Raw genomic sequence first — 20,518 nt, 5'->3', positions numbered from 1 at the left:
TAGTTTGATATATAGCTTAACTTCAAACTAAAATATCTATATATAATTTTAGTATATCTACATTACCCTTTTAAAATTCACCTTACTTGAAATAATACCACAACAAACCTAGCCATTCATGTAAGGCCCGTAATGACTTATCTAGTGCAAAGCGGTTGGGAAGAAATCTAAGTAAATTAATCTCAGTATCAAAGGTATAATCTACAGGAGCTGCTACTAAATCTGCTGTCCAATGCTCTTGAAAAGAATAGATCGAACGGGTCATATGTGTTGCACTAGTAACAAGAATAATCCTTTTATATTCCTCCCCGAGCAAAGCAGTAGTATTAGCCGCATTCATCCAAGTGTTTAATGATTGTTCTTCAGTTATTATCTGCCCATCAGCAACACCCCAATCAACTAAGACATCCCTCATTATCTCTGCTTCTGATAAACCATCAACTCCTGGCGGAACTCCACCACTGACAACCAAATCAAAACCTGTTTTTTGATGTAACTGCCATCCACCATATAATCTAGATAAGGTAGTCTTTCCAAGCTCTTCTCCCTGTGGCGTTCCTCTTACTACACCACCTCCTAAGACAACTATGATAGAATCCTCTCTCTCAAACAAATCTTCTTCGGCAATAAGAGAGAACCTATTTTCTAATGGCCTAACTAAGAAAGTTTCTCCCCAATAAGAACTTAAAGTATAGATTAAAATTAATAAGCCAATTAAAGGTAGAACTATTTTACTCTTTAAAGTTAAAGAGTATTGCTTTTTTTTAAGATGTAAAAACAAGAGTGAAATTAATAATAATAAGATAAATAACCCCGGTGGCAACAACAAACTTGATAGAAACTTAACTATAAAAAATCCCATCTCTACTCCCTTCTTCTTAATATAATGAAGTTATTAAAATTAAGTATCCCTGAATTATTTTCCAGTTTTTAAATGATAGAGTAGATACTATTTTACTTCTTTGATATAATATTCATATGCTTAATTTCCAGCCTTTTAATTGCTTTTTACTTGAGGATATTATATCAACAAAATACGATTGTTCCATTGTTATTCCATCTTCTTGTGAAGTATTAATAATAATTTAAAGTAATAAATCCATTCAGGAGGATTCAGTTATGTTCAACCAACGAAAAAAGCTATTTTTACTAATTTTAATCTTATTACTAACTTTTATCATTAGCTTTAATAATATCGGATCAATTTCAGCTTATAATCCAACTCGACAGATCAATAATACTAACACTAATCTAAAATCTGAAATAATAGTCCATTTTATTGATGTTGGTCAAGGGGATTCCATTTTGATAGAGACCAATAATAAAATAATGTTGATCGACGGTGGTACTAGAGAAGCTGGTTCTAGAGTTGTTAGTTATCTTCAACAATTAGATGTTGAACATTTGGATATTGTAATTGGTACTCACCCCCATGCTGATCATATTGGCGGTTTGATAAAAGTTATCGAAACATTTTCTGTTGGAGAAGTTATTGATCCAAAAGTAATACATACAACTAAGACTTTTAAAGATTATCTAACAGTCATAGACAAAAAAACATCCCTTTTACTGTCGGTCATAATGGAATGATTAGAAAATTAACTTCTGATGTTATCTTTGAAATCCTATCTCCAACTGAACAAACTATAAAAGATCTAAATAATGCTTCCATTGTAGGAAGATTAGGCTATCAAGATGTAAGTTTAATGCTAACTGGAGATGCTGAAAAAGACGCTGAATCTGAAATGATTAACAATCATAATAACCTAGCCAGTACAGTCTTAAAGGTTGGCCACCACGGCTCTAACACTTCAACCACTAATGATTTTTTAAAGGAAGTCAACCCTGAAGTAGCAATCATCCAGGTTGGTGCAGATAACAGATATGGCCATCCAAGTCAGGTTGTACTTAACAGACTAGAGCAAAATGGAGTCGATATTTATAGAACTGATCAACACGGTGATATTTTAATGATTACTGATGGAGTTAATTATTCGATTTCCCATACCTCCACTACTGATTTGAACCAAAATACTAGCTCGAGAAAGATTAATGTTAATACTGCTAATCATCAAAAATTACAAGAAATAACCGGGGTTGGCCCAGTTGTTGCTAGAAAAATTATTGAATATCGAACTACTTATGGAGCTTTTAAGAATATTAAGGAGATAAAAAATATTTCCGGCATCGCTGAAATTAGATTTGAAGAAATGAAAGATGAAATTACTATTTAAGAGAGGTGATTAATTTGAAAGCAGTTGTTGACCGCTTAGAAGGTGATTATGCTATCTTATTGGTTGGTGAAGAAGAGATTAAGGTTGATCTACCTCAAAAACTTTTACCCGCTGAAACTACACCAGGTACTTGGTTGAAATTTTCTTTACAGATCGATCAAGAAACTACTACAGATAAAGAAAGAGAAATTGGTGATTTGATTGATAGACTCAAAAATAAATAAGAGTAACTAATAAACTCTTGAATTGTTGGATCTTATTTTCTAATGCAAAACAAGGTAAAGATACCAACTGATCATTATTAACTGCAGCCCAACCTTGATCAGACTGCTACTAAAAAAAGCGATTATTGTTCTTAGGGCTCTTTTAAGAGCAGAAGCTCCACTGGTCTGCTCAACAAAAAAAGTTACTATAAAAACCATCCTTTTTAATCTACAATAGACTGATAGCAAAAAGTAATCCAAAGATTAAATGTAATTTACCAGTACCTTTCAAGGTCAAGTTAAGTGCTCTCCCAGTCTCTTGAAAAACCTCTTTAGTCAGACGTCCACCCAATGGCAGGGTCAAAAATGGAAACCAAAAAAAGTTAGTAGTCAGTATTCCATTAACCCAAAATAAGATTGGAATCAGATAAGCTCCTACAACAAAGAAAACAAATTGAATACAAGTCTTTTGTCGACCTAAGCGTACAGCCAAAGTCTTTTTATTTGCTTTGCGATCGGTCTTAATATCCCGTAGATTATTTACAACTATAATATCTGTTACCAAAAAGGCAACTGGCAAGGAAACATAAAAAGAAAATAAATTAATACTACCAGTATGGAGATAAAAAGTGCCCATCACTGCTACTAATCCAAAAAAGATAAAAACAAAGAGATCTCCCAATCCATGATAGCCTAATGGCCATGGACCAGCAGTATAGAGAACACCTGATATTATACTTAATATACTGATCACAAAGATTGGCCAACCACCAATCTGAATCAGATAGAAACTAGCTAAAAGGGCCAATCCAAAACTAATCCAAATTCCAATAGTAACCTCTTTAATTGAAAGAAGGCCCGCCTGCGTTACCCTTATCGGCCCAAGACGTTCTTCAGTATCAGTACCTTTTTTAAAGTCATATAAATCATTAGTTAAATTTGTTCCGATTTGAATTAATAATGTTACTAGCAATGCTACTATAGTTGCTGATAAATTTAAATAACCATACCTCATAGCAGCAGCTGTACCTACAAGTACTGGAACTATTGCTGCTGGTAATGTCGGTACTCTTGCCGCCATAATCCAAGCTTGAACTTTAGTTACATCATCCACCTGTTGATTAATTTCCATAACGTAACCTCCATAAACTTTTATCTTTTGAGCTCCTTCAGTACAAAAAAGCACCTTCACCAAAAATGAAACCCACTCTATCACTCTCTGGTCGAAAAGAGTCATGAATCTCTACTTAATTGATATTAAGTGGCACTTTCAGTGCCACTGAGCTATCAGCTATCAGCCTTCAGTCGTGAGCCAGTTCAAAATCTTCAAAGCTAAAATCTAAAATCACTTAACCCCTTAAAATCAAAAGCTTAAAGCTTGTTTTGAATTTGATTTTATGGTTTTGTTTTTAGCTGATAGCTGAGGGCTGATAGCTGACCCTACGAGTTCTAAAATTCCAAGAACTCTCCGTAATAAAAACCTTTCGCTATGTGGCACAAAAGTGCTACATTATTGTAATAAAACTTTACTTAAAAATAGCTATACCCAAATTAACCAATTAATATTATTCCATTTTTTCAAGATAGCCATCCTCTCCCTGCCTATCATAACCTCCAACTGATAAGATTATCTAAAAATATTCTTCCAAAAACCCTTGATTTACTCCTGATAAAACTGATTAAACTCACCAAGCCAGATACTATTAAAATTTTGCTCAATCTTTAACTTTTTAGCTTCTTCCCAAGTTGTTGGCCCTCCTTGTTCCTTAATCCTCTCTAAATCATCTTGAAACTTTTGGTAATTAGTGCGCCTAATCTTACTACCAGAAATTATCTCTCCAGTACTACCGAAACCAAATGAGTTAACTAAAACCCTTCTTTGATCCCAATATTTTCGGGTAGTATAATCAATCAATAACTTATCCCCCAACACCCCTCCAACTACTTCCAGATATAAATCATACTCTTCTTCTCCCCAGAAATTAAGAGCTTGATACTTATCTACAAACTTCTGATAAGCTTCAAAAAATTTCTTATTAAACTCTTGATAAGTACAAAAACCTCTAAAAAACCAACAAGCTAAATCTTGATCACTCCTCCTTGGGCCAACAGGCACATCCTTACGCCCTATAAATACTATCCCATCAAACTCATCTTTAACATAGTCAATTATCACCCTACTTTTAAGTTCATCTCTAGCCATTATCTTTTCAAGATTTTCTAAATCATTTTCTATCATTACCCTTTTATGTATCTTATTAACTTCAGCTAATAATCTCTTAGTTTCAATTAAATCAGGATTATTAATTGCCTCTTCTAAGCTAACATCTAGACCTTCCAGTTCACTAATAGCTCTTAATATCCTTTCCTTACTCATCTTATCACCTCATGATTTTATAATAATTTTTCCTGATTATTAATAGTTATCATTTTAAGTTCTCTAGAATTTACTTAGTAGCACCATTAAATAATATAAAGTGCTCAACATTATTAGGTTAAGTATATCATAGACTGCAAAAGAAAAAAATATTATAAACAAAATAAATCATAAAAAATACCAAAATATAGAAAAAAACTCCCACCTAATATTAAGTGAAAGCTTATTAACTAATCCTTAAATATTCAATTCTTCCGACTTGACTAAAATTCTTCCTCTACTAACTCCTCAGCTAATCGATCCATATAGCGAGTTATCTCATTTGCCCCTATTCCTTCAGCAAATTCATATTCATACTCAATTTTTTCCAAAACACTATTGTCTTCAACATCTATAATCTCCAATTCAAATTCTAGAGTGACCTGATTAGAGTCAGCATCAAGATTGATAAGTTGGCCCATGATTATCTCTTGAGCACCTACCAGATTGGCTATATCTAAGCCAAGGTTTCTATCTCGATTATCACTTAAGGCCTGACCTTGCTCATCCATTATCTGTTGGATAGTTTTACGATCGATCATATAGAATTCATCAGTAATTTTAGCTTCTAAGCGAGACTGTAAAGCATTGATAAATGTCCTTTCTAAACCAGATTGTCCGGTTCGATTAAGTACAAAAATCAAAGCTCTTGAAGTTATATCCCCCTCAACTTGAGATTGAGCTCGATGATAACGGTCTGCTAAATCCTGATAGTTAGGATTTACATTATAAGCTTGTTGATACTCAAGATAAGCTTCTTCCCAATCACCTTGCACTTCAAAGCTATGTCCTCTCCGATAATGAACTGCTACTAAATTCTGTTCTATTTCATCTAATCTGTTTTGAGCTCTAAAAGCAGTAGGGTGGTATCTTAAAGCTAACTGATAGTACCTTCGAGCTTCTTCGAATCGTTCTGCTTCTTTAGCTTCATCTCCTAATTCAACATACATTATCTCCGCTTTAGCTCTAGCTTCTTCTAAACGTGCTTTAGCATCTTCATAATCATCTACATACTCTAAAGCTCCTTCGTAAGCCTCTACAGCTTGACCCCACTCTCCTCTGCTAGCATAGGCTTGAGCTTCATCATATAAGTCACCTGCCTTAGATCGTCTATAATACCGTCTTCCAAAATAAAAAAGACCACCGACTACCAGTAATGCACCTCCAACCTTAATAGCCGTATCAGAGTCAGAACTACCATTATCATCATCTGCTCCAACTTGAAAATTACTTTCTGCTGATGGATTAAAATTACTAGCCAATACAGGTGCTGTAATGTTAAAAACTAATAAAAATACCAAACAAAAGATAATCTGCTTTTTCATCTCTTAACTCCTCCTTCTATCAATTTACGATTAACAATTCACGATGCACAATTAAATTCAAACGAGTACAACCAAAGCACTAAATTCTAATCTATTCTCTTCTATTACTAGTCAATAATAAAGACAACCGCTCTTCGCTCAACAACCCCATGTTCCTTATCTAAATCTCTAAACAATCTAGCATTATCAGAATCTAAGATTAAATCGGTTGGTGCCTCACCAGAACGATTTATTACACTAGTTGCTTCAATTATCAATGGATTGTCTCCCACTCTATCAATCCCCATAATTTCCTCTTCACTTCGAGAATAAGCAACTAAAGAAGATACATTGTCTGGATTGTCAGCACTTACTTCTGTTGGCCCGTAAAGACTATAACCTTGGCTGTCAAAGATTTGAGGATATAAGGCAGTTGCTACATCAAAGCCACGAGCATCTATAACTACCGATGTATATTCAATCCCCCGTTCCACCTCTTCTTCTATTTCCTCCCCAGGAGGATCTTCATGCCTTGGCTGATCAAGATGTTCTTCAACATCATCAATTCTATCTTGTGAATCTTCTCGAGCATCATCCTCTAAGTAATAAGCCAAACCTTCTCTACCATCTAACGGTAACTCCATTGTTACTGTACTGATCTTCATATCTGGATCATATTCAGAATCAACAAATAAAGCACCTTCTATAAAACCACGTACTTGGGTCTCCACACGATCAGATGTTGCTATCATATCTTCCATGGTAGTGTGACTGTTAACCCTAACCCCATCAATAAACTCGGCAGCATTTCGATAAGCATCAGCTCTGGCAGCTCGCTGAGCCATCAGCTTAGCTTGGCCCCCAATATGATCTTCAGCAGCCACACCTTGACCTTGAACTACAACAACCCCTCTCTCCCAATCAACTTCAGCAGTCTCTTCTTCAACACCAAAAGCTACTACATCAAGATTGATCAGTAATAATAAAGAAAGAATTAATACAGGTATATAAATCGCTTTTCTTAAATTCATTATCATTAACTCCCTTCAATTAAAAGCTTCACAATGAACAATTGACAAAATGTACAATAGACAATTAAAAACCTTTAAACACCCTTGATTTTAAATTTTATTAAATTGTAAATTGCAGTTACTACTTACTTAAATTAATCTGACTACCAGAAACTCCAGTCACCTCAAGTGAAAGCTCACTTTCATTTTCAATTTCTCTAGACAGCTGCATAGGCAGAATGCTAGTATTTAGATCAAATCTGGCTGAACCTCCTGAAAAATCTCTTAAATAGACAGCATCAACAAAACTCATCTCCTTTAATTCAGATTCAAAATCATCAACATCTGAAAAACTAATCCCACTAATAGTTAGTTGAATACTTCGCTCACCATCTGAGATAGCCTCAGGAACTACATCCAATAAGTACTTCCCCATCTTGGCCCCAGCACTGGCCAATGAATCTTTAGCAGCAGCAGTCTCTGTGATATCAATCCCACTCTCACTGACACCATGTGAGGCAACTAACTCAGCTGTATCAGTCTCAACAACCTCAGTACTCAATGTAGCTCGATAGGAATAAAAACCTTCTCTTTCTTCTACAAATTGACTAGTCGCCTCCCCAATCACCAACAGATCAGCATCATACTCTGCTCTCAACTCACGAAAAGCATCTGCATCACCAGCTAATGCCCGTCGTACTCCTTCACTATTTCGAGCTTGATCTATCCGATTTTGATCAATCAATCTAAACCCAGCATCTAATAGCTGGCGAGTAATCTCTCGCTCTGCCGCAGGAGTTGAAATTCTTCTAGCACTACTCCATCTTCTTCTAATATATTCTTCCGAAGGAATAATTACCATAACCCTTGGATCTCCTGCCCGGTGGATAACCAGATCTAAAGCATCTAAGTCATCTTCTAAAAGTTCTTCTTGTACCAAAGCTCTTATTCTTACATAAAAGATCCCATCTTGATTCCAAGTATCTAAAATCTCATAATCAGCCACATAACCTTGAGCTCGACTGAAAATAGAATCTTCAATCAATTCGTAATTACTAGTTTTAGTCTGACTATCTATAAAGACACCGACTCCTTTTTCTACTGCATTGCGAAAAGCATCAGTAGTCGCCATATCTCTAGCCTGAACTAAATTACCACGATTGATATTGGCTCTTCCTTCTACCTCTACATAGTTACCATCTTGAGCAGAAACTATTGCTGAAGAGAGTAACAAAATTGTAATCAAAACTAATAAAAAAACTCTTTTATTAATCTGCACTAAACTCACCTCTTCTTTCCTATAACTAGAAGCTAAGATTTATCCTTTAGAGATCAACTCTCTCAATTAAATAGGTATAGTAGCAATAATATTAAAACCTATTCCACTCAAACCAATTTTAGAATGTTCAACCTCATCAATGCTATTACCCGAATCAGTATCCTCCCAACTATCAATCTCTGTACCTAATTGTCCCTGTAGACCTGCTCTGATTCTAAAACCTTTATCATAGTCAGAATAATACTTTATTCCTGTTCCTAGATTGCCATAAAAACCTGAACCTGAAGCTGTTCCACTATTTCTCCAATGATCATTATCATGCGATTGCCAAGCAATAGAAAAACCAGCTCCAGCAGTACCTACTAGATAAAGTTCTCCTGGTGTTAGAGCTTTCTCATAAACCCCCTCTGCACCTACACCTAGCATAGTTAGATCACCATCATAACCAGCAGAGAAAGTTACAGATTGTTCAGATTCAAAAGCACGCTCCATAACCCCTCTAAATTCAAATGTAGGTATCATTTCAGATGTGCCATCCACTGAATAATTTCTAGCACTAAAACCGATTGCTGTCATTGTTTGACGATCATATGGAACCTCCTCAACCGTATCATACTCCTTAATCGGCTCTTCTTGCCACAATACCTTGGCCCGTGAATCATCAGCAGTTACCTGTTCTATCTCGATCATTCCTATCTTGTTACCAAAACCTGCTTCATCTTGACGCATGATATAATAACGATGACCAGCTCGAATTCCCATCTCTTCTCCACCAAGCAGATCTACATTATCTCCACTTACATTAGTCACAAAAGAAGTAATTGCAAACGCCTCACGAATTGGATTTCTTAAATCACTAATTGCTGACTCTAAAGCCTCATTTCTGGCTTCAGTCCTATTTCCTTCTGAATAAGAACTCCCTTCACTTTGAAAAGACTGTAATACAGTTCCAGTCTCTACCTCAATCAATTGAACAGTAACCCTGGCTTCACCATCAAAATCTCCATCAGAACGACTAGTAGTCAACCGATCAACATTTCCTACAAAGATTCGATCGACTCCTAATACATTCCCAGCCTCTCCTGCTGTATCACCATCTACAAAACCGGACATTTGAAAACTCTGTTCATCTAAAATACGATCAATCTCAATTCTCGAAATAACATCCGCTCGATCTAAATCGATCAAAATCTGAGTTAAATAATTAGCTGCTGCTTGCTGATATTGACTATCTACTTCTCCTCCAAACTCCAAGACTGCAACACCATCTCCTGCAAATCCTGGAGTAGAGATAACAGATACAATCAGCATAGCTAATAAAATAGTAATTAAACTATACCTCCCACTCCAAAAATGATCCTCTAAAAATTCCTTTCTTCCTTCTTGATTCATTATTAAACCCCTCCTAGAAATATGTAAATTTTATCTAAGTACATATTTCAATAGAACTCCTTAAAGCCCTTTATTAATTTAACTTTAATTTTATATTTTTACTTAAAATACATAAAACGACAATAAACTTTAAAACATTCCCTTCAAACAGCTCATTAAAATCTATTCCTAGGAGTTATCTTTGAATGAAAATACAAAAACCTCTTAAAATTACTAAACTCCAAGAGGTTTTATTTAATTAGCATATTTTTAAATAACTAAACCAACTAATCTAACTAAAATTCAAGCATCAAGTTCCCTCCAATTTCAAGGCCACTATAATCATTATCAAGCTCTAAGAATCTATAACTACCTCGACCTACCAAGCTTAGATCACTACCGAGCAGCTTGGCTTCTAATCCAGCTTTATAACCAATATCTGATTTTTCACCCTTGGAATAATAGCCAACTGAGCCAATCAGATTGATACTCTCTTCGATCATAATGGTAGCAGTCCCTGCAGCTCCAAAAACAGAAAGTTTATCTATCTCACTACTATCATCTCTTGTTAACCCATCTCGAGTTAAATATTCGGCCTCACCACCTAGGGCAAAATCCTCTAATACCCATCTTCTGACTCCTCCAAATGTACCCGGAACAGATTCTTCAACAGAGTCTAATTGATTATTACTAGCTCCTAGGTAACCTTCAACCAATCCCACTCTGGTCTCATCCCACGGATTTAATTCCTCTAATAATTCTCCTAATGCTGCCGCCGGTGAACTGAATAAAACCAAGGTTGATACAACTAACATAACAATTAATCCTTCTCGTTTCATTTTAACTCCCCTTTCTCTAATTTTTATTGATATCTTAGACCCAATCAACTATTAATTGATCCAACTCTAATCTAGGTCTCTGACTTCTTTCTTCCTGAGGATACCCAAGCGGTAATAAAGATACAATCTCTAAGCTATCATCTAGCTCTAAAAGTTGTTTCACCTTTTGTTGATTAAACATCATTACCCAACAGCTTCCTAAACCCAATTCAGTAGCCTGTAAAGCCATATTTTCAATAGCAATTGCAGCGTTTAAACGTAAGTAAGCCTTCACCTCCTCTTCATCCTTTTGCCTACCTTTATAATTAGAAAAATCCATCTTCTCTAATTCTGTTCCTTTAAAAGCCCCAGCCTTGTGTAACTCTACAATCCGTCTTTGGCTATATTGATTAGCATCCAGCTTAGCACAACAAACTATTACTGCCGGAGCTTCAGCCACAAAGTTCAATGTATAACTCTTTAATTTCTTTCGCATCTCCTCTGATTCTATTATGATAAATCTCCAGGGTTGAAGATTAGTCCCTGATGGGGCCAACCTCCCCGCTTCTAATACCTTTTTAATATCCTCTTGACTGACTTGATCCGGTTTAAAGTTTCTAATACTCCTTCTTTGTTCAATAGCTTCTTTAACCTTCATTACTCCACATCCTTTCTATAATATAATATGCTCAGATAAATCAAAGCTTATTATCATACTACTTATCAGATATTTAGATTTTTATGCAGCCCCGTTTAACCCATAGTTTATCACTATTAAACCTAAGTTACACCTATTATAAGTTTTACTATCCTCTTCTAACCTCATTTTCCCACAAATGCCACAATTAAATTTCTATATCCTCTTTTACTTCTCCTCTAATTTTTAATTTTTTGTTGCTTTTTAAACAAAAGATCCCTAAAATTCCAAATCTCAATGGAATCCTAAGGATCTTTGAAAGAATAAATAAAGACTCAAACTAATTATTTCCAGCTTCAACTGACAGATTATTTTTATAAATATAACTCAAAGCCAATAGATTAAGTGGAATAACAATACTTAGTGCTATTATAAATAAAATAACCGCTAATCCTTCCGAGAAGATTAAGATCAGAATAAAGTAAGCTAAAAAACAAGACATTACTAAAGAAGATAATAAAAAAATAGTAAACAAAATACTGATCTCTTTCTTTGCAGTAGCATAATAACTCTCTTCTAAAGCCTTAATCGCAGATTCTTCCTTATCAATCACATAAAACATATAAAAGATAAACTTAATCGCAAAATAAATTCCAGGTACAACTAAAAGTAATAATCCTTGAAATACAATCAGATAAAACAAAATAGAAGCAACAACATAATGTAAAGAAATCTTGAGAAAACTTTTAGAAGAAACAAATAGTTTACTTATTTTAATATCCTGATCAAAGGTTACTGAATTAGTATCATCTTTTTCTAAGTAATAAAGACCAACCTTAATTATCATTACAAAAATTGCAAACTGTAATAAAAGTGCTAACAGTAATAAGAAACTATAACCCCCAACACTCTCTCCCCACAATAACCTACTGATTAATTGTTCGTATGATACCATTTGTAGACCAATTAAAAACCAATAAGCTATCAATAATCCAATAAAATAAATATAATTATTCTTTAAAACATTCCAACCAAAATCTAATGCGGTTTTGATTTCAATTTTCTTAAACATTTTATTGCCTCCTTTTGTTTTGTGAATAGCTTTAGTTGTACATTCATAAGTGACTATATAACAATTGGATAAAGTAAATCTTAAGCTATCCTAAAATAAAACTAGGGCCAAATTTAAGGAAAGGATAAAGGATAGATGAAAATAAATATTAATGTTTATTTTTTCCTGCAAGTTTACTACAATGTGCACAGCCATGTAATTCGACTACATCTCTTAAGTTATCATTACATTCCCTACAAAAATGTTCATTACTAGCCATAACTTCTCCATATACTACTCGTCTTCTAATAAATTCTCCTGCTTTTAATTCCTTACTACAATTACTACAGTTCAATTTATATGCCTCCATATTCTAGATTAATTATTATAAATAACTTGTGTTTTTTTAAATCTTTTTACTTCCTAACATAAATTTCTACATAAGTTCATTAATTTCCTTCACAAATCCTTCAAAATTTTAAAACCTCAAAGAACAAAACACTTCAACAATTAATACTGATTTTACCATTATCCTGGTTCGAAACTTATGTTGGTGTGATAATTAGTAAAAAGAGAGAGGAGGAATTATGTTAATCACAATGATATTTCTAATTCTGAAGGAGGGGATAATTAGAAGATATGTAAGACAATATAATTAATAAAACCTCCTAGTCATCAATCCTAAGAGGTTTTTATAGTTCATCTTTTTTAGCTTTTTACACCTATCCACTATGATATAGCTAAATCATCATAAGTAATATAATTTCCAGCTTCTATAATAACTACATCTTCATTCCACTCCTCACTAAGCTTTTATAAATAAAGTTTAAAGAAGATCAACTACTTCATGACTTAATTTAAGTTCTTCTGCAATATTACTGGTCTATCAAAATTTATACATCAAACTGTTTCACTAACCTTTGTAATTTTTGTGCCATTTCTGCTAACTCTTGTGCTGAATTAGAAATTTCATCAGACATATTATTTACATCATCTGTTGCACTTCTTATCTCATCACTATCTTGGGCCAACTCATTAGTTGCACTAGCAGTCTGTTCTATCTGAATTGATGTTTCCTGGATTGAGCTCTTAATTTGTGCAAATACACCTCCGGTCTTTTCTACAATTTCTTGACCTTGTTTAGTCTTTTCTGCCACCTCTCTAATCTTCTTTATTCCTGCTTGAGATTGCTTTTGAGTTCTTATAACCAGCCTAGCAATTTCATCAGTTGCCTCAGCAGTTTCACTTGCTAGCTGTCTGATCTCTTCTGCTACAACAGCAAAACCTTGCCCACCTTCTGTATTAGAACCTGCCCTAGCAGCTTCAATAGCTGCATTTAAGGCCAATAGATTAGTCTGTTCTGCTATATTGGTAATCAATTCAACTATCTGCTCTATCTCTTTTGAATTTTGATCCAATTCATTGATAACTCCCACAGTTTCATTAACTGCTTGATTTATTTCTTCAATGCTATTTACTGTAGTCTCAATATTTTGACTACCTATATTAGTCTGTGAAGTAGTTTCTTGAGAAAAACTCGCTACTTCTTCAGCACTAGCTGAAATCTGCTGAATGCTTGATGAGATACTTTGAATCAAATCATTAGTAGTTTCTATAGTAGCATTTCCTTCTTCAGCTGATGCTGACAACTCTTCACTATAAGCTGATAAATTTTCAACTATACTATTTATTTCAGAGATTAACCCTTGAAAATTCCCAATGATCAAATTAAAAGTAGCAATCAACTCTCCTATTTCATCTCTAACAAAAAATGATAGCTTTTTAGTAAAATCGCCTTGTTGCCCTTGGGAAATCACGGCAGTTATAGGCTTGATAATCTGTTTAGATAATGTAGTAAAGTTAATCAAAGATATAACTAAGCTGATTAATATTAAAAATATATTTTTAAATAATAATTCTCGGTAATCTAATTGTAAATTAAGACTAAATACAACAAGATTAAATAAACTAAATAAAGATAATACTCCAATTACCGTAACGATAATATTAATTCCTAATTTAACCTTCAATGATAAAAACTTGTTATTATTAGATAATGGAATTTCTGAAACATATCTTTGAAAAAAATAAATTACTAAATTGAAAAATGGTAAACTAAACAATAAAATAAGAGCTACTCCTAATAACAACCCATATATATATTCAGTCCTAGCTAAAAAATCTACCATTAACATTCCTGAATTGGGTCCGATTATACAATAAATAATAATATTAACTATATAAAATTTAGGAAAAGAAGAAATTATTTTTTGTATCTCCTCCAAATTTTCCTGCCCTTGTTCATATTCTTCTATCTTTTTTAAGTTTTTATTAGCATATAAGATAATAAATGAAATATATCCAATTGCAAATATCCCTTGTGTAGGAACTAAAGCCAAACTAATCAATTCTTCACTATTAACTATTTGAAAAAACCACATAATAAAATTCCACACTACTGGAGGAAATAAAAACCCTAATAATAGAAAAAATAATATCCTAGTTCTTTCTTTATTCATTATCAGTTCTCCTTTCATTTTATTAATTTTAATCCTACTTTCAAAATTATAATTAACATCTATATTACTCTTTATTTATCCTTGGGTCCACACTCAAAAAGTAGTTTTTTAACTAGATTTGTCGATTTTATAGTTGTTTTGGTATTTTAAAAGGGATCTGAACCCAGATCCCTTTTATTTCTTATCTTTCTAGATAATTAAATTCTATTACTTACCAGACAGACAAACTATCTTCTTAATCTCTAAGTTTATTTAGAAAATAATTTACCAGCCATATTATTTAATTTTTCTGCCATTCCACTAAATTCTTAAACATTAGCCATAATTTATTCCATAGCTACCTTCTCAATTATATCAATAGCATATTCAAAACACCAATCACATTGCTATCATCATATATTGAATCGCCTGTAATCATAAACCCCAAAAACTTCTTTTCTCTACATAAAAAGGCTATTTTGTCTTATTACAAATATCAAGAAAACGGCCAAAAACTCTTAAAAAAACTTATAAATATTTATTTGCTTACTATCAAAATTTATACATCAAACTGTTCCACTAACCTTTGTAATTTTTGTGCCATTTCTGCTAACTCTTGTGCTGAATTAGAAATTTCATCAGACATATTATTTACATCATCTGTTGCACTTCTTATCTCATCACTATCTTGGGCCAACTCATTAGTTGCACTAGCAGTCTGTTCTATCTGAATTGATGTTTCCTCTACTGAACTTTTAATTTCATCAAATACTTCTCCAGTCTTTTCAGCAATCCTTTGACCTTCCTCAGCTTTTATTTCCACATCTTTAACTTTATCAATTCCTTTTTTAGACTGTTTCTGTGTTTTTACAACTAAATTAGCAATTTCATCTGCTGCTTCAGCAGTCTCACTTGCTAACTGTCTGATCTCTTCTGCTACAACAGCAAAACCTTGCCCACCTTCTGTACTAGAACCTGCCCTAGCAGCTTCAATAGCTGCATTTAAAGCTAATAGATTGGTCTGTTCTGCTATATTGGTAATCAATTCAACTATCTGCTCTATCTCTTTTGAATTTTGATCTAATTCATTGATAACTTCTACAGTCTCATTAACAGCTTGATTTATTTCTTCAATGCTATTTACTGTAGTATCAATATTTTGACTACCTATATCAGTCTGTGAAGTAGTTTCTTGAGAAAAACTCGCTACTTCTTCAGCACCAGCTGAAATCTGTTGAATGCCTGATGAGATACTTTGAATCAAATTATTAGTAGTTTCTATAGTGGCATTTCCTTCTTCAGCTGATGCTGATAATTCTTCACTATAAGCTGATATCTCATTAATAACTCCCTTTACTTCTTTAAGTACTTTTCTTAAATCACCTTCTGATCTTTTTGCATCTAATTTACTCTTCTCAGATTTAGTGATTAATTTATTTCCTTCTTTAACAAGAAAATAAGCAATACACGAAGAAAAAATAAATGTTACTAATATACTCAAAATAATAATACTACTATAATTACTTATATATGCCCCTTGAAAGAGATTATAACCAATTAAATTAAATATTATTGAAGATAATGCATATGCTATAATCAACCTTTTATTATAATATATTGTAGCACTAATCAACCCCATAAATAAAGCAAAAGGAACACCTTGATTGTTAACTCCTAAAAAAGACATTAAAAAAACTAATAAAAATGAAAACCCGATAGTATAAAGGTACTTACTTAAATAAGAATACTTTGTACCATCTAAAAACCTGATTAAAAAGAAAAGAAAAGAACTTACTAACATGATAGAACTAATAGAAAAATCTAATCCCCCAAAAAAATAGAAAAATAAAAAGAAGAAGAAATTTACTCCTGGCAAGACCAAACTTAAGACCTTATTAACTTTAATTTCATGATCTAAAATAGCGGTATTCTTCATTAAATACCTCCTCGTATAATATAGTTTAACTAATTCGTTAGCTGATCTAATAATTTAATAAAATAAATTTTAATTTATATCTTCATTCCCAATTTAAGGAGTTGTTTTTTCATTAAACTTATATATTACTTTCTATATTAGCTTCAATTTATCCTTTTTTCCAAACGTAAAAATTACCTTTTTCACTGAAAGTTCGACATTTTTAGCCTTAAAGTGATTTTTATCATCAAAATATCTTTTCATAAAAACCTGCTACTAAAATTAAAACTAGTATAACAAAACCACCAAAATTAAGAAAATAAGATTCTATTAAAACGGATCATGGGTTGAAAAGATAAAAGTAGTCTCTAATTTTTGATTCATCTCCACCATTACCTCCAATACATCGGTGCTGGTTTCAGAATCAAGATTAGCCGTTGGTTCATCCGCCAGTACAATCTTTGGTTCCTTGACTAATGCTCTAGCAATGGCAACCCTCTGCTTTTGGCCTCCTGACAACTCATTAGGTTTGCGATCAGCCATCTCTGCTAAGCCAACCGCTGCTAAAATCTCCATCACCTTATCTTTCATTTCTTTACTATTCATATCCTTTAATAATTGTAGAGCAAACTCCACATTTTCATAAACACTCAAAACAGGAATCAAATTATAACCTTGAAAGATAAACCCTAAATTCTTACGTCTCAATAAAGCAAGTTGATTCTTATCTAACTGACTGATCTTCTCCCCCTCTAGATAAATCTCACCCTTAGTAGGTTGGTCAAGACAACCAATCATATTTAAAAGTGTCGTCTTTCCTGAACCAGAAGGCCCTGCTATTGAACTAAACTCACCCTTATCTATCAACAGATCTACTCCCCTTAAAGCAGGCACTTCAACTTTACCTTGCCGATAAATCTTTTCTACCTCTTTCAGTTCTAATAGAGCCATTTTCCTTCCTCCTCTTAATTATTCTTAATTCCATTCCTAATTAAATCTAAAATCTTATCAACAAAGGTCATTATTTCAGCCTCTTCAATAATAATAATTTCTTTAAATATTTTCAGCTATAATTGAGATGATCTTCTCTTTAATTTGAATACCAAATATTAATATTGCTTAAACTACTAATATTATAATTTATTTGTTTAATTGATTCCATATACTCTAATTCTCCTACTTCAGCTTTATAATACTCTTAATTAGGAGGGGAAATTTTGATTATTATTGAAGATGAAATTACACTTGGCATCTTTGCAGGTATAATAGCCAATATAATTAGAAATATTGTAGGGTTTATAAGTTATTTTATCGGATTACAGGATTATCATATTTGGCAATTTGCTGCATCTGCATATCTATCAATCGAAGAAGCTAAATCCTATGGTATAATAGTAGGAGGTTTTACAGATTATATGCTCGCAACTATGGTCAGTATTTTTGCTGTATATTTCTTTTTATATGTAGGCTTTAAAAATTATTTATTGAAAGGGTTGTTAATTGGAGGTTTTGCCTGGATATCTATATTCACATTAGCAGTAAGAACAGGTATCAGTAGAATAGATCCAAATTCAGTTGCCGGTAGTTTATCGTTTCTATTCAATCACTTACTTTTAGGTGTACTTATCGCTTTACTCCTAAAAAAATATGGCGATCAAGTATTTTAAAACTATATTTTCTATACCTCTTAAACAAAAGGCTTCTTATTGAATTAATTACTCTTTAAAATTTTCCTTCTCTTAAAAAGTCAGCAGCCACCTTGGCTGTTTTACCTTGATGATGAATCTCTTTATGCCCATACGGTAAAATTATAAAATCACTCAACCCTTCATATCTAACAGAATCGACTCTAACCCGACCATCATTTTCTTCCTTTAATAGTGTGCCAAGGAAGAGATTGTTCTTATTTCCTGCTATTGCTCCTACTTCAACCCCTTTAAAAGAAGATAATCCTAACTCTTTTATCCTTGCAGGTTGTAATGAATCTAGCGTCTTAAATAAATAGGTAAAAGGCTTTATTATTGAAGCAATCTCTGCTAAGCGACTCCCTTGGTTTGGCGTAGCAATCAAGACAACCCTTCCTAACTTAAACCTTAACTTTCTATTGTCTAAGAAATTTCTAATAACCAATCCACCGGTACTATGCCCAACAAAGTTGAGCTCTTCCTCTCTTTCTAAATTAATAATAATCTTTTTAATCTTTTTGGCAAAGATCTTAGTAGCAGCCTTGACCTCTTCAAATCTCAATGGAAGATCGACTAAAATACCTTGGTAACCTTCCTTCTCTAAATTACTCTTTAAAACTGACATATCACTTTTGTCTTTATTATATCCATGGACTAAGATTACCTTTTCGTTCATAATAACTTCTATAACCCCACTTTCTCTTAAATCAAGTCCTTTACTAATAAATTACTAGCTTATACCTTATTCTACAAAAAGTTAGCCTTATTACTAATTACATCTTGTTTCTTCTATATCCTCCTTTCTCACCATTTAATTTAAACTAAAAAAGTAATTTTTGCTAATATTTTCACAGGAGATTAACTTTAAATCGAGAATTAAAAGCATAGAACATAAATTTAATGCATTTTATAATCAGGCTGATATTAGAGGTGAATAATATATTTTTTTTGGGGGGATTTACTAATGATTCTAACCAAACTGAGTAGCATAGAAGAAGGTAGTGTTTTAGCAAAAGATATATATTCGTCTAATGGGAATATATTACTGAAAGAAGGATCACTATTAACAAAAGATATTATAAAAAAATTAAAAGGTTACGGAATCACACATGTTTATGTTAAGACCAATCTAACCAAAAATATTAAACCAAAACGCCTAGTCAAAGAAAGTACAAAAAAATTAGCAGTAACTACTGCTAAAAAATATATAACTGCCTTCAATACAGAAAATATCTCTATTAATAAATCTAAAAAAGAAAAAAAATTATTCAACCAAGAAGAACTTCTTGATATAATCGATGAACTACTGAATGATATTTTTAATAATGAAAACTTACTTGTCAACTTACGAGATATTAGAAAACTAGATGATGAATTATTCTTTCATTCTACCAATGTAACAATTTTATCACTTATAATTGCCAAAATTTTAAATTATCATAAAAAAGAATTAAGGCCGTTAGGTTTAGGAGCTTTTTTACACGATATTGGAAAAATAAAAATTCCTTCTGAAATATTAAATAAGAAAGGAAAGTTAAGTGACAAAGAGTTTGAAAAGGTAAAAGAACATTCCGCTTATAGTTATCAAACTCTAATTTCATCTCCTAATATACCTGAAATTTCTGCTATAATCGCCCATCAGCATCATGAAAAATGTGATGGATCTGGTTATCCTTTAGGCTTATCTAAAGAAGATATTCATCCCTTTTCTAGAATAGTAACCATAGCAGATATCTTTGATGCTTTACAGAATAATAGAAGCTATCGTAATGCTTTAAAAAACAAAGAAATTATCAAGCATTTAACTTCTATGACAAAAAATAATCAATTGGATAATGAAATTATCAAAAAAGTTTTAAATTATTTAGTTCCATTTCCCTCAGGTAGTAGAGTACGATTATATAATAAAACTAATAGCCTGCTATTAGAAGGAATAGTAATAGAAATTAATAATGATATTACAAAGCCATTGGTTCAAATTCTAAAAATTAATAATAGAAAAATTGATAAACCTTTGCTAGTTAATTTAGAAAAAGAACTTACTGACTATAACGTTGAAGAGGTTATCTAAATAAACAAAATCATAGTCTAAGGCTG

20 protein-coding genes are annotated in these 20,518 nt (G+C 32.6%); 5 read left to right on the top strand and 15 right to left on the bottom strand.

Translation table 11 applies throughout. From position 1 onward, the window contains the following. Positions 1-82: 82 nt before the first annotated feature. On the bottom strand, positions 83-862 hold the full coding sequence (locus tag ACKF5P_RS03855; RefSeq protein ID WP_408956172.1) for a YdcF family protein: 780 nt from the start codon (positions 860-862) through the stop codon (positions 83-85). A gap of 257 nt (positions 863-1,119) precedes the next feature. On the opposite strand from ACKF5P_RS03855, the gene ACKF5P_RS03850 reads away from it, so the two are divergent. Genes ACKF5P_RS03850 through ACKF5P_RS03840 form a run of 3 tightly spaced genes read left to right on the top strand, consistent with a single transcriptional unit; the run spans position 1,120 to position 2,458 of the window. Beyond that, positions 1,120-1,590, top strand: coding sequence for an MBL fold metallo-hydrolase (locus ACKF5P_RS03850; RefSeq protein ID WP_408956171.1), 471 nt, complete (start codon positions 1,120-1,122; stop codon positions 1,588-1,590). Next, positions 1,587-2,234 (top strand): helix-hairpin-helix domain-containing protein, encoded by a 648-nt coding sequence (locus ACKF5P_RS03845; RefSeq protein WP_408956170.1) that lies wholly within the window; start codon positions 1,587-1,589, stop codon positions 2,232-2,234. The genes ACKF5P_RS03850 and ACKF5P_RS03845 overlap by 4 nt, the downstream gene beginning before the upstream one ends. Before the next feature lie 14 nt (positions 2,235-2,248). Next, on the top strand, positions 2,249-2,458 hold the full coding sequence (locus ACKF5P_RS03840; RefSeq protein WP_408956169.1) for a DUF3006 domain-containing protein: 210 nt from the start codon (positions 2,249-2,251) through the stop codon (positions 2,456-2,458). Between the two features lie 208 nt (positions 2,459-2,666). On the opposite strand, the gene ACKF5P_RS03835 is transcribed toward ACKF5P_RS03840, so the two are convergent. From ACKF5P_RS03835 to ACKF5P_RS03775, 13 genes are all read right to left on the bottom strand, one after another. Next, the gene (locus tag ACKF5P_RS03835; protein WP_408956168.1) at positions 2,667-3,569 is read right to left on the bottom strand and encodes a 1,4-dihydroxy-2-naphthoate polyprenyltransferase; all 903 of its coding nucleotides are present in this window, start codon (positions 3,567-3,569) and stop codon (positions 2,667-2,669) included. Between the two features lie 528 nt (positions 3,570-4,097). Beyond that, positions 4,098-4,814: a hypothetical protein gene (locus tag ACKF5P_RS03830; protein ID WP_408956167.1), complete on the bottom strand. Its 717-nt coding sequence runs from the start codon at positions 4,812-4,814 to the stop codon at positions 4,098-4,100. 263 nt (positions 4,815-5,077) lie between these two features. Then, complete coding sequence (locus ACKF5P_RS03825) at positions 5,078-6,178, bottom strand: hypothetical protein (RefSeq protein ID WP_408956166.1); 1,101 nt, start codon at positions 6,176-6,178, stop codon at positions 5,078-5,080. Between the two features lie 107 nt (positions 6,179-6,285). Then, positions 6,286-7,188: a hypothetical protein gene (locus ACKF5P_RS03820; RefSeq protein ID WP_408956165.1), complete on the bottom strand. Its 903-nt coding sequence runs from the start codon at positions 7,186-7,188 to the stop codon at positions 6,286-6,288. A 121-nt stretch (positions 7,189-7,309) separates the two neighbouring features. Then, positions 7,310-8,446 carry a flagellar assembly protein T N-terminal domain-containing protein gene (locus ACKF5P_RS03815; protein ID WP_408956164.1) on the bottom strand — a complete coding sequence of 379 codons (1,137 nt, stop codon included), beginning with the start codon at positions 8,444-8,446 and terminating at the stop codon, positions 7,310-7,312. A 66-nt stretch (positions 8,447-8,512) separates the two neighbouring features. Next, a complete protein-coding gene (locus ACKF5P_RS03810) occupies positions 8,513-9,838 on the bottom strand; it encodes a hypothetical protein (protein WP_408956163.1) in 1,326 nt (441 codons plus the stop codon). Positions 9,839-10,113: 275 nt separating this feature from the next. Continuing rightward, positions 10,114-10,656, bottom strand: coding sequence for a hypothetical protein (locus ACKF5P_RS03805; protein WP_408956162.1), 543 nt, complete (start codon positions 10,654-10,656; stop codon positions 10,114-10,116). Between the two features lie 34 nt (positions 10,657-10,690). Continuing rightward, the gene (locus ACKF5P_RS03800) at positions 10,691-11,293 is read right to left on the bottom strand and encodes a nitroreductase family protein (RefSeq protein WP_408956161.1); all 603 of its coding nucleotides are present in this window, start codon (positions 11,291-11,293) and stop codon (positions 10,691-10,693) included. 319 nt (positions 11,294-11,612) lie between these two features. Then, positions 11,613-12,344: a hypothetical protein gene (locus ACKF5P_RS03795; RefSeq protein WP_408956160.1), complete on the bottom strand. Its 732-nt coding sequence runs from the start codon at positions 12,342-12,344 to the stop codon at positions 11,613-11,615. 148 nt (positions 12,345-12,492) lie between these two features. Then, positions 12,493-12,678: a hypothetical protein gene (locus ACKF5P_RS03790; RefSeq protein ID WP_408956159.1), complete on the bottom strand. Its 186-nt coding sequence runs from the start codon at positions 12,676-12,678 to the stop codon at positions 12,493-12,495. A gap of 538 nt (positions 12,679-13,216) precedes the next feature. Beyond that, positions 13,217-14,842, bottom strand: a complete 1,626-nt coding sequence (locus ACKF5P_RS03785; RefSeq protein ID WP_408956158.1) for a methyl-accepting chemotaxis protein — start codon at positions 14,840-14,842, stop codon at positions 13,217-13,219. Between the two features lie 538 nt (positions 14,843-15,380). After that, on the bottom strand, positions 15,381-16,757 hold the full coding sequence (locus ACKF5P_RS03780; RefSeq protein ID WP_408956157.1) for a methyl-accepting chemotaxis protein: 1,377 nt from the start codon (positions 16,755-16,757) through the stop codon (positions 15,381-15,383). A 309-nt stretch (positions 16,758-17,066) separates the two neighbouring features. Then, the gene (locus tag ACKF5P_RS03775) at positions 17,067-17,687 is read right to left on the bottom strand and encodes an ABC transporter ATP-binding protein (RefSeq protein WP_408956156.1); all 621 of its coding nucleotides are present in this window, start codon (positions 17,685-17,687) and stop codon (positions 17,067-17,069) included. Positions 17,688-17,953: 266 nt separating this feature from the next. Between ACKF5P_RS03775 and ACKF5P_RS03770 the strand changes: the two genes are divergently transcribed. Further along, positions 17,954-18,403: a hypothetical protein gene (locus tag ACKF5P_RS03770; RefSeq protein ID WP_408956155.1), complete on the top strand. Its 450-nt coding sequence runs from the start codon at positions 17,954-17,956 to the stop codon at positions 18,401-18,403. Positions 18,404-18,458: 55 nt separating this feature from the next. Here the strand turns inward: ACKF5P_RS03770 and ACKF5P_RS03765 are convergent, their stop codons facing one another. Continuing rightward, a complete protein-coding gene (locus ACKF5P_RS03765) occupies positions 18,459-19,097 on the bottom strand; it encodes an alpha/beta hydrolase (protein ID WP_408956154.1) in 639 nt (212 codons plus the stop codon). Positions 19,098-19,385: 288 nt separating this feature from the next. Between ACKF5P_RS03765 and ACKF5P_RS03760 the strand changes: the two genes are divergently transcribed. Beyond that, on the top strand, positions 19,386-20,492 hold the full coding sequence (locus ACKF5P_RS03760; RefSeq protein ID WP_408956153.1) for an HD-GYP domain-containing protein: 1,107 nt from the start codon (positions 19,386-19,388) through the stop codon (positions 20,490-20,492). Positions 20,493-20,518: the final 26 nt, after the last annotated feature.

Source organism: Natroniella sp. ANB-PHB2, assembly GCF_046097105.1.
Taxonomy (GTDB): domain Bacteria; phylum Bacillota; class Halanaerobiia; order Halobacteroidales; family Halobacteroidaceae; genus Natroniella.
This window is presented reverse-complemented; position numbering and strand designations above follow the sequence as displayed.

What these genes read in the sequence shown, in the direction of transcription:
- ACKF5P_RS03855 (WP_408956172.1), bottom strand. Translation starts at nt 862, where the DNA reads ATGGGATTTTTTATAGTTAAGTTTCTATCAAGTTTGTTGTTGCCACCG.
- ACKF5P_RS03850 (WP_408956171.1), top strand. Translation starts at nt 1,120, where the DNA reads ATGTTCAACCAACGAAAAAAGCTATTTTTACTAATTTTAATCTTATTA.
- ACKF5P_RS03845 (WP_408956170.1), top strand. Translation starts at nt 1,587, where the DNA reads ATGATTAGAAAATTAACTTCTGATGTTATCTTTGAAATCCTATCTCCA.
- ACKF5P_RS03835 (WP_408956168.1), bottom strand. Translation starts at nt 3,569, where the DNA reads ATGGAAATTAATCAACAGGTGGATGATGTAACTAAAGTTCAAGCTTGG.
- ACKF5P_RS03830 (WP_408956167.1), bottom strand. Translation starts at nt 4,814, where the DNA reads ATGAGTAAGGAAAGGATATTAAGAGCTATTAGTGAACTGGAAGGTCTA.
- ACKF5P_RS03825 (WP_408956166.1), bottom strand. Translation starts at nt 6,178, where the DNA reads ATGAAAAAGCAGATTATCTTTTGTTTGGTATTTTTATTAGTTTTTAAC.
- ACKF5P_RS03820 (WP_408956165.1), bottom strand. Translation starts at nt 7,188, where the DNA reads ATGAATTTAAGAAAAGCGATTTATATACCTGTATTAATTCTTTCTTTA.
- ACKF5P_RS03810 (WP_408956163.1), bottom strand. Translation starts at nt 9,838, where the DNA reads ATGAATCAAGAAGGAAGAAAGGAATTTTTAGAGGATCATTTTTGGAGT.
- ACKF5P_RS03805 (WP_408956162.1), bottom strand. Translation starts at nt 10,656, where the DNA reads ATGAAACGAGAAGGATTAATTGTTATGTTAGTTGTATCAACCTTGGTT.
- ACKF5P_RS03800 (WP_408956161.1), bottom strand. Translation starts at nt 11,293, where the DNA reads ATGAAGGTTAAAGAAGCTATTGAACAAAGAAGGAGTATTAGAAACTTT.
- ACKF5P_RS03795 (WP_408956160.1), bottom strand. Translation starts at nt 12,344, where the DNA reads ATGTTTAAGAAAATTGAAATCAAAACCGCATTAGATTTTGGTTGGAAT.
- ACKF5P_RS03785 (WP_408956158.1), bottom strand. Translation starts at nt 14,842, where the DNA reads ATGAATAAAGAAAGAACTAGGATATTATTTTTTCTATTATTAGGGTTT.
- ACKF5P_RS03780 (WP_408956157.1), bottom strand. Translation starts at nt 16,757, where the DNA reads ATGAAGAATACCGCTATTTTAGATCATGAAATTAAAGTTAATAAGGTC.
- ACKF5P_RS03775 (WP_408956156.1), bottom strand. Translation starts at nt 17,687, where the DNA reads ATGGCTCTATTAGAACTGAAAGAGGTAGAAAAGATTTATCGGCAAGGT.
- ACKF5P_RS03765 (WP_408956154.1), bottom strand. Translation starts at nt 19,097, where the DNA reads ATGAACGAAAAGGTAATCTTAGTCCATGGATATAATAAAGACAAAAGT.
- ACKF5P_RS03760 (WP_408956153.1), top strand. Translation starts at nt 19,386, where the DNA reads ATGATTCTAACCAAACTGAGTAGCATAGAAGAAGGTAGTGTTTTAGCA.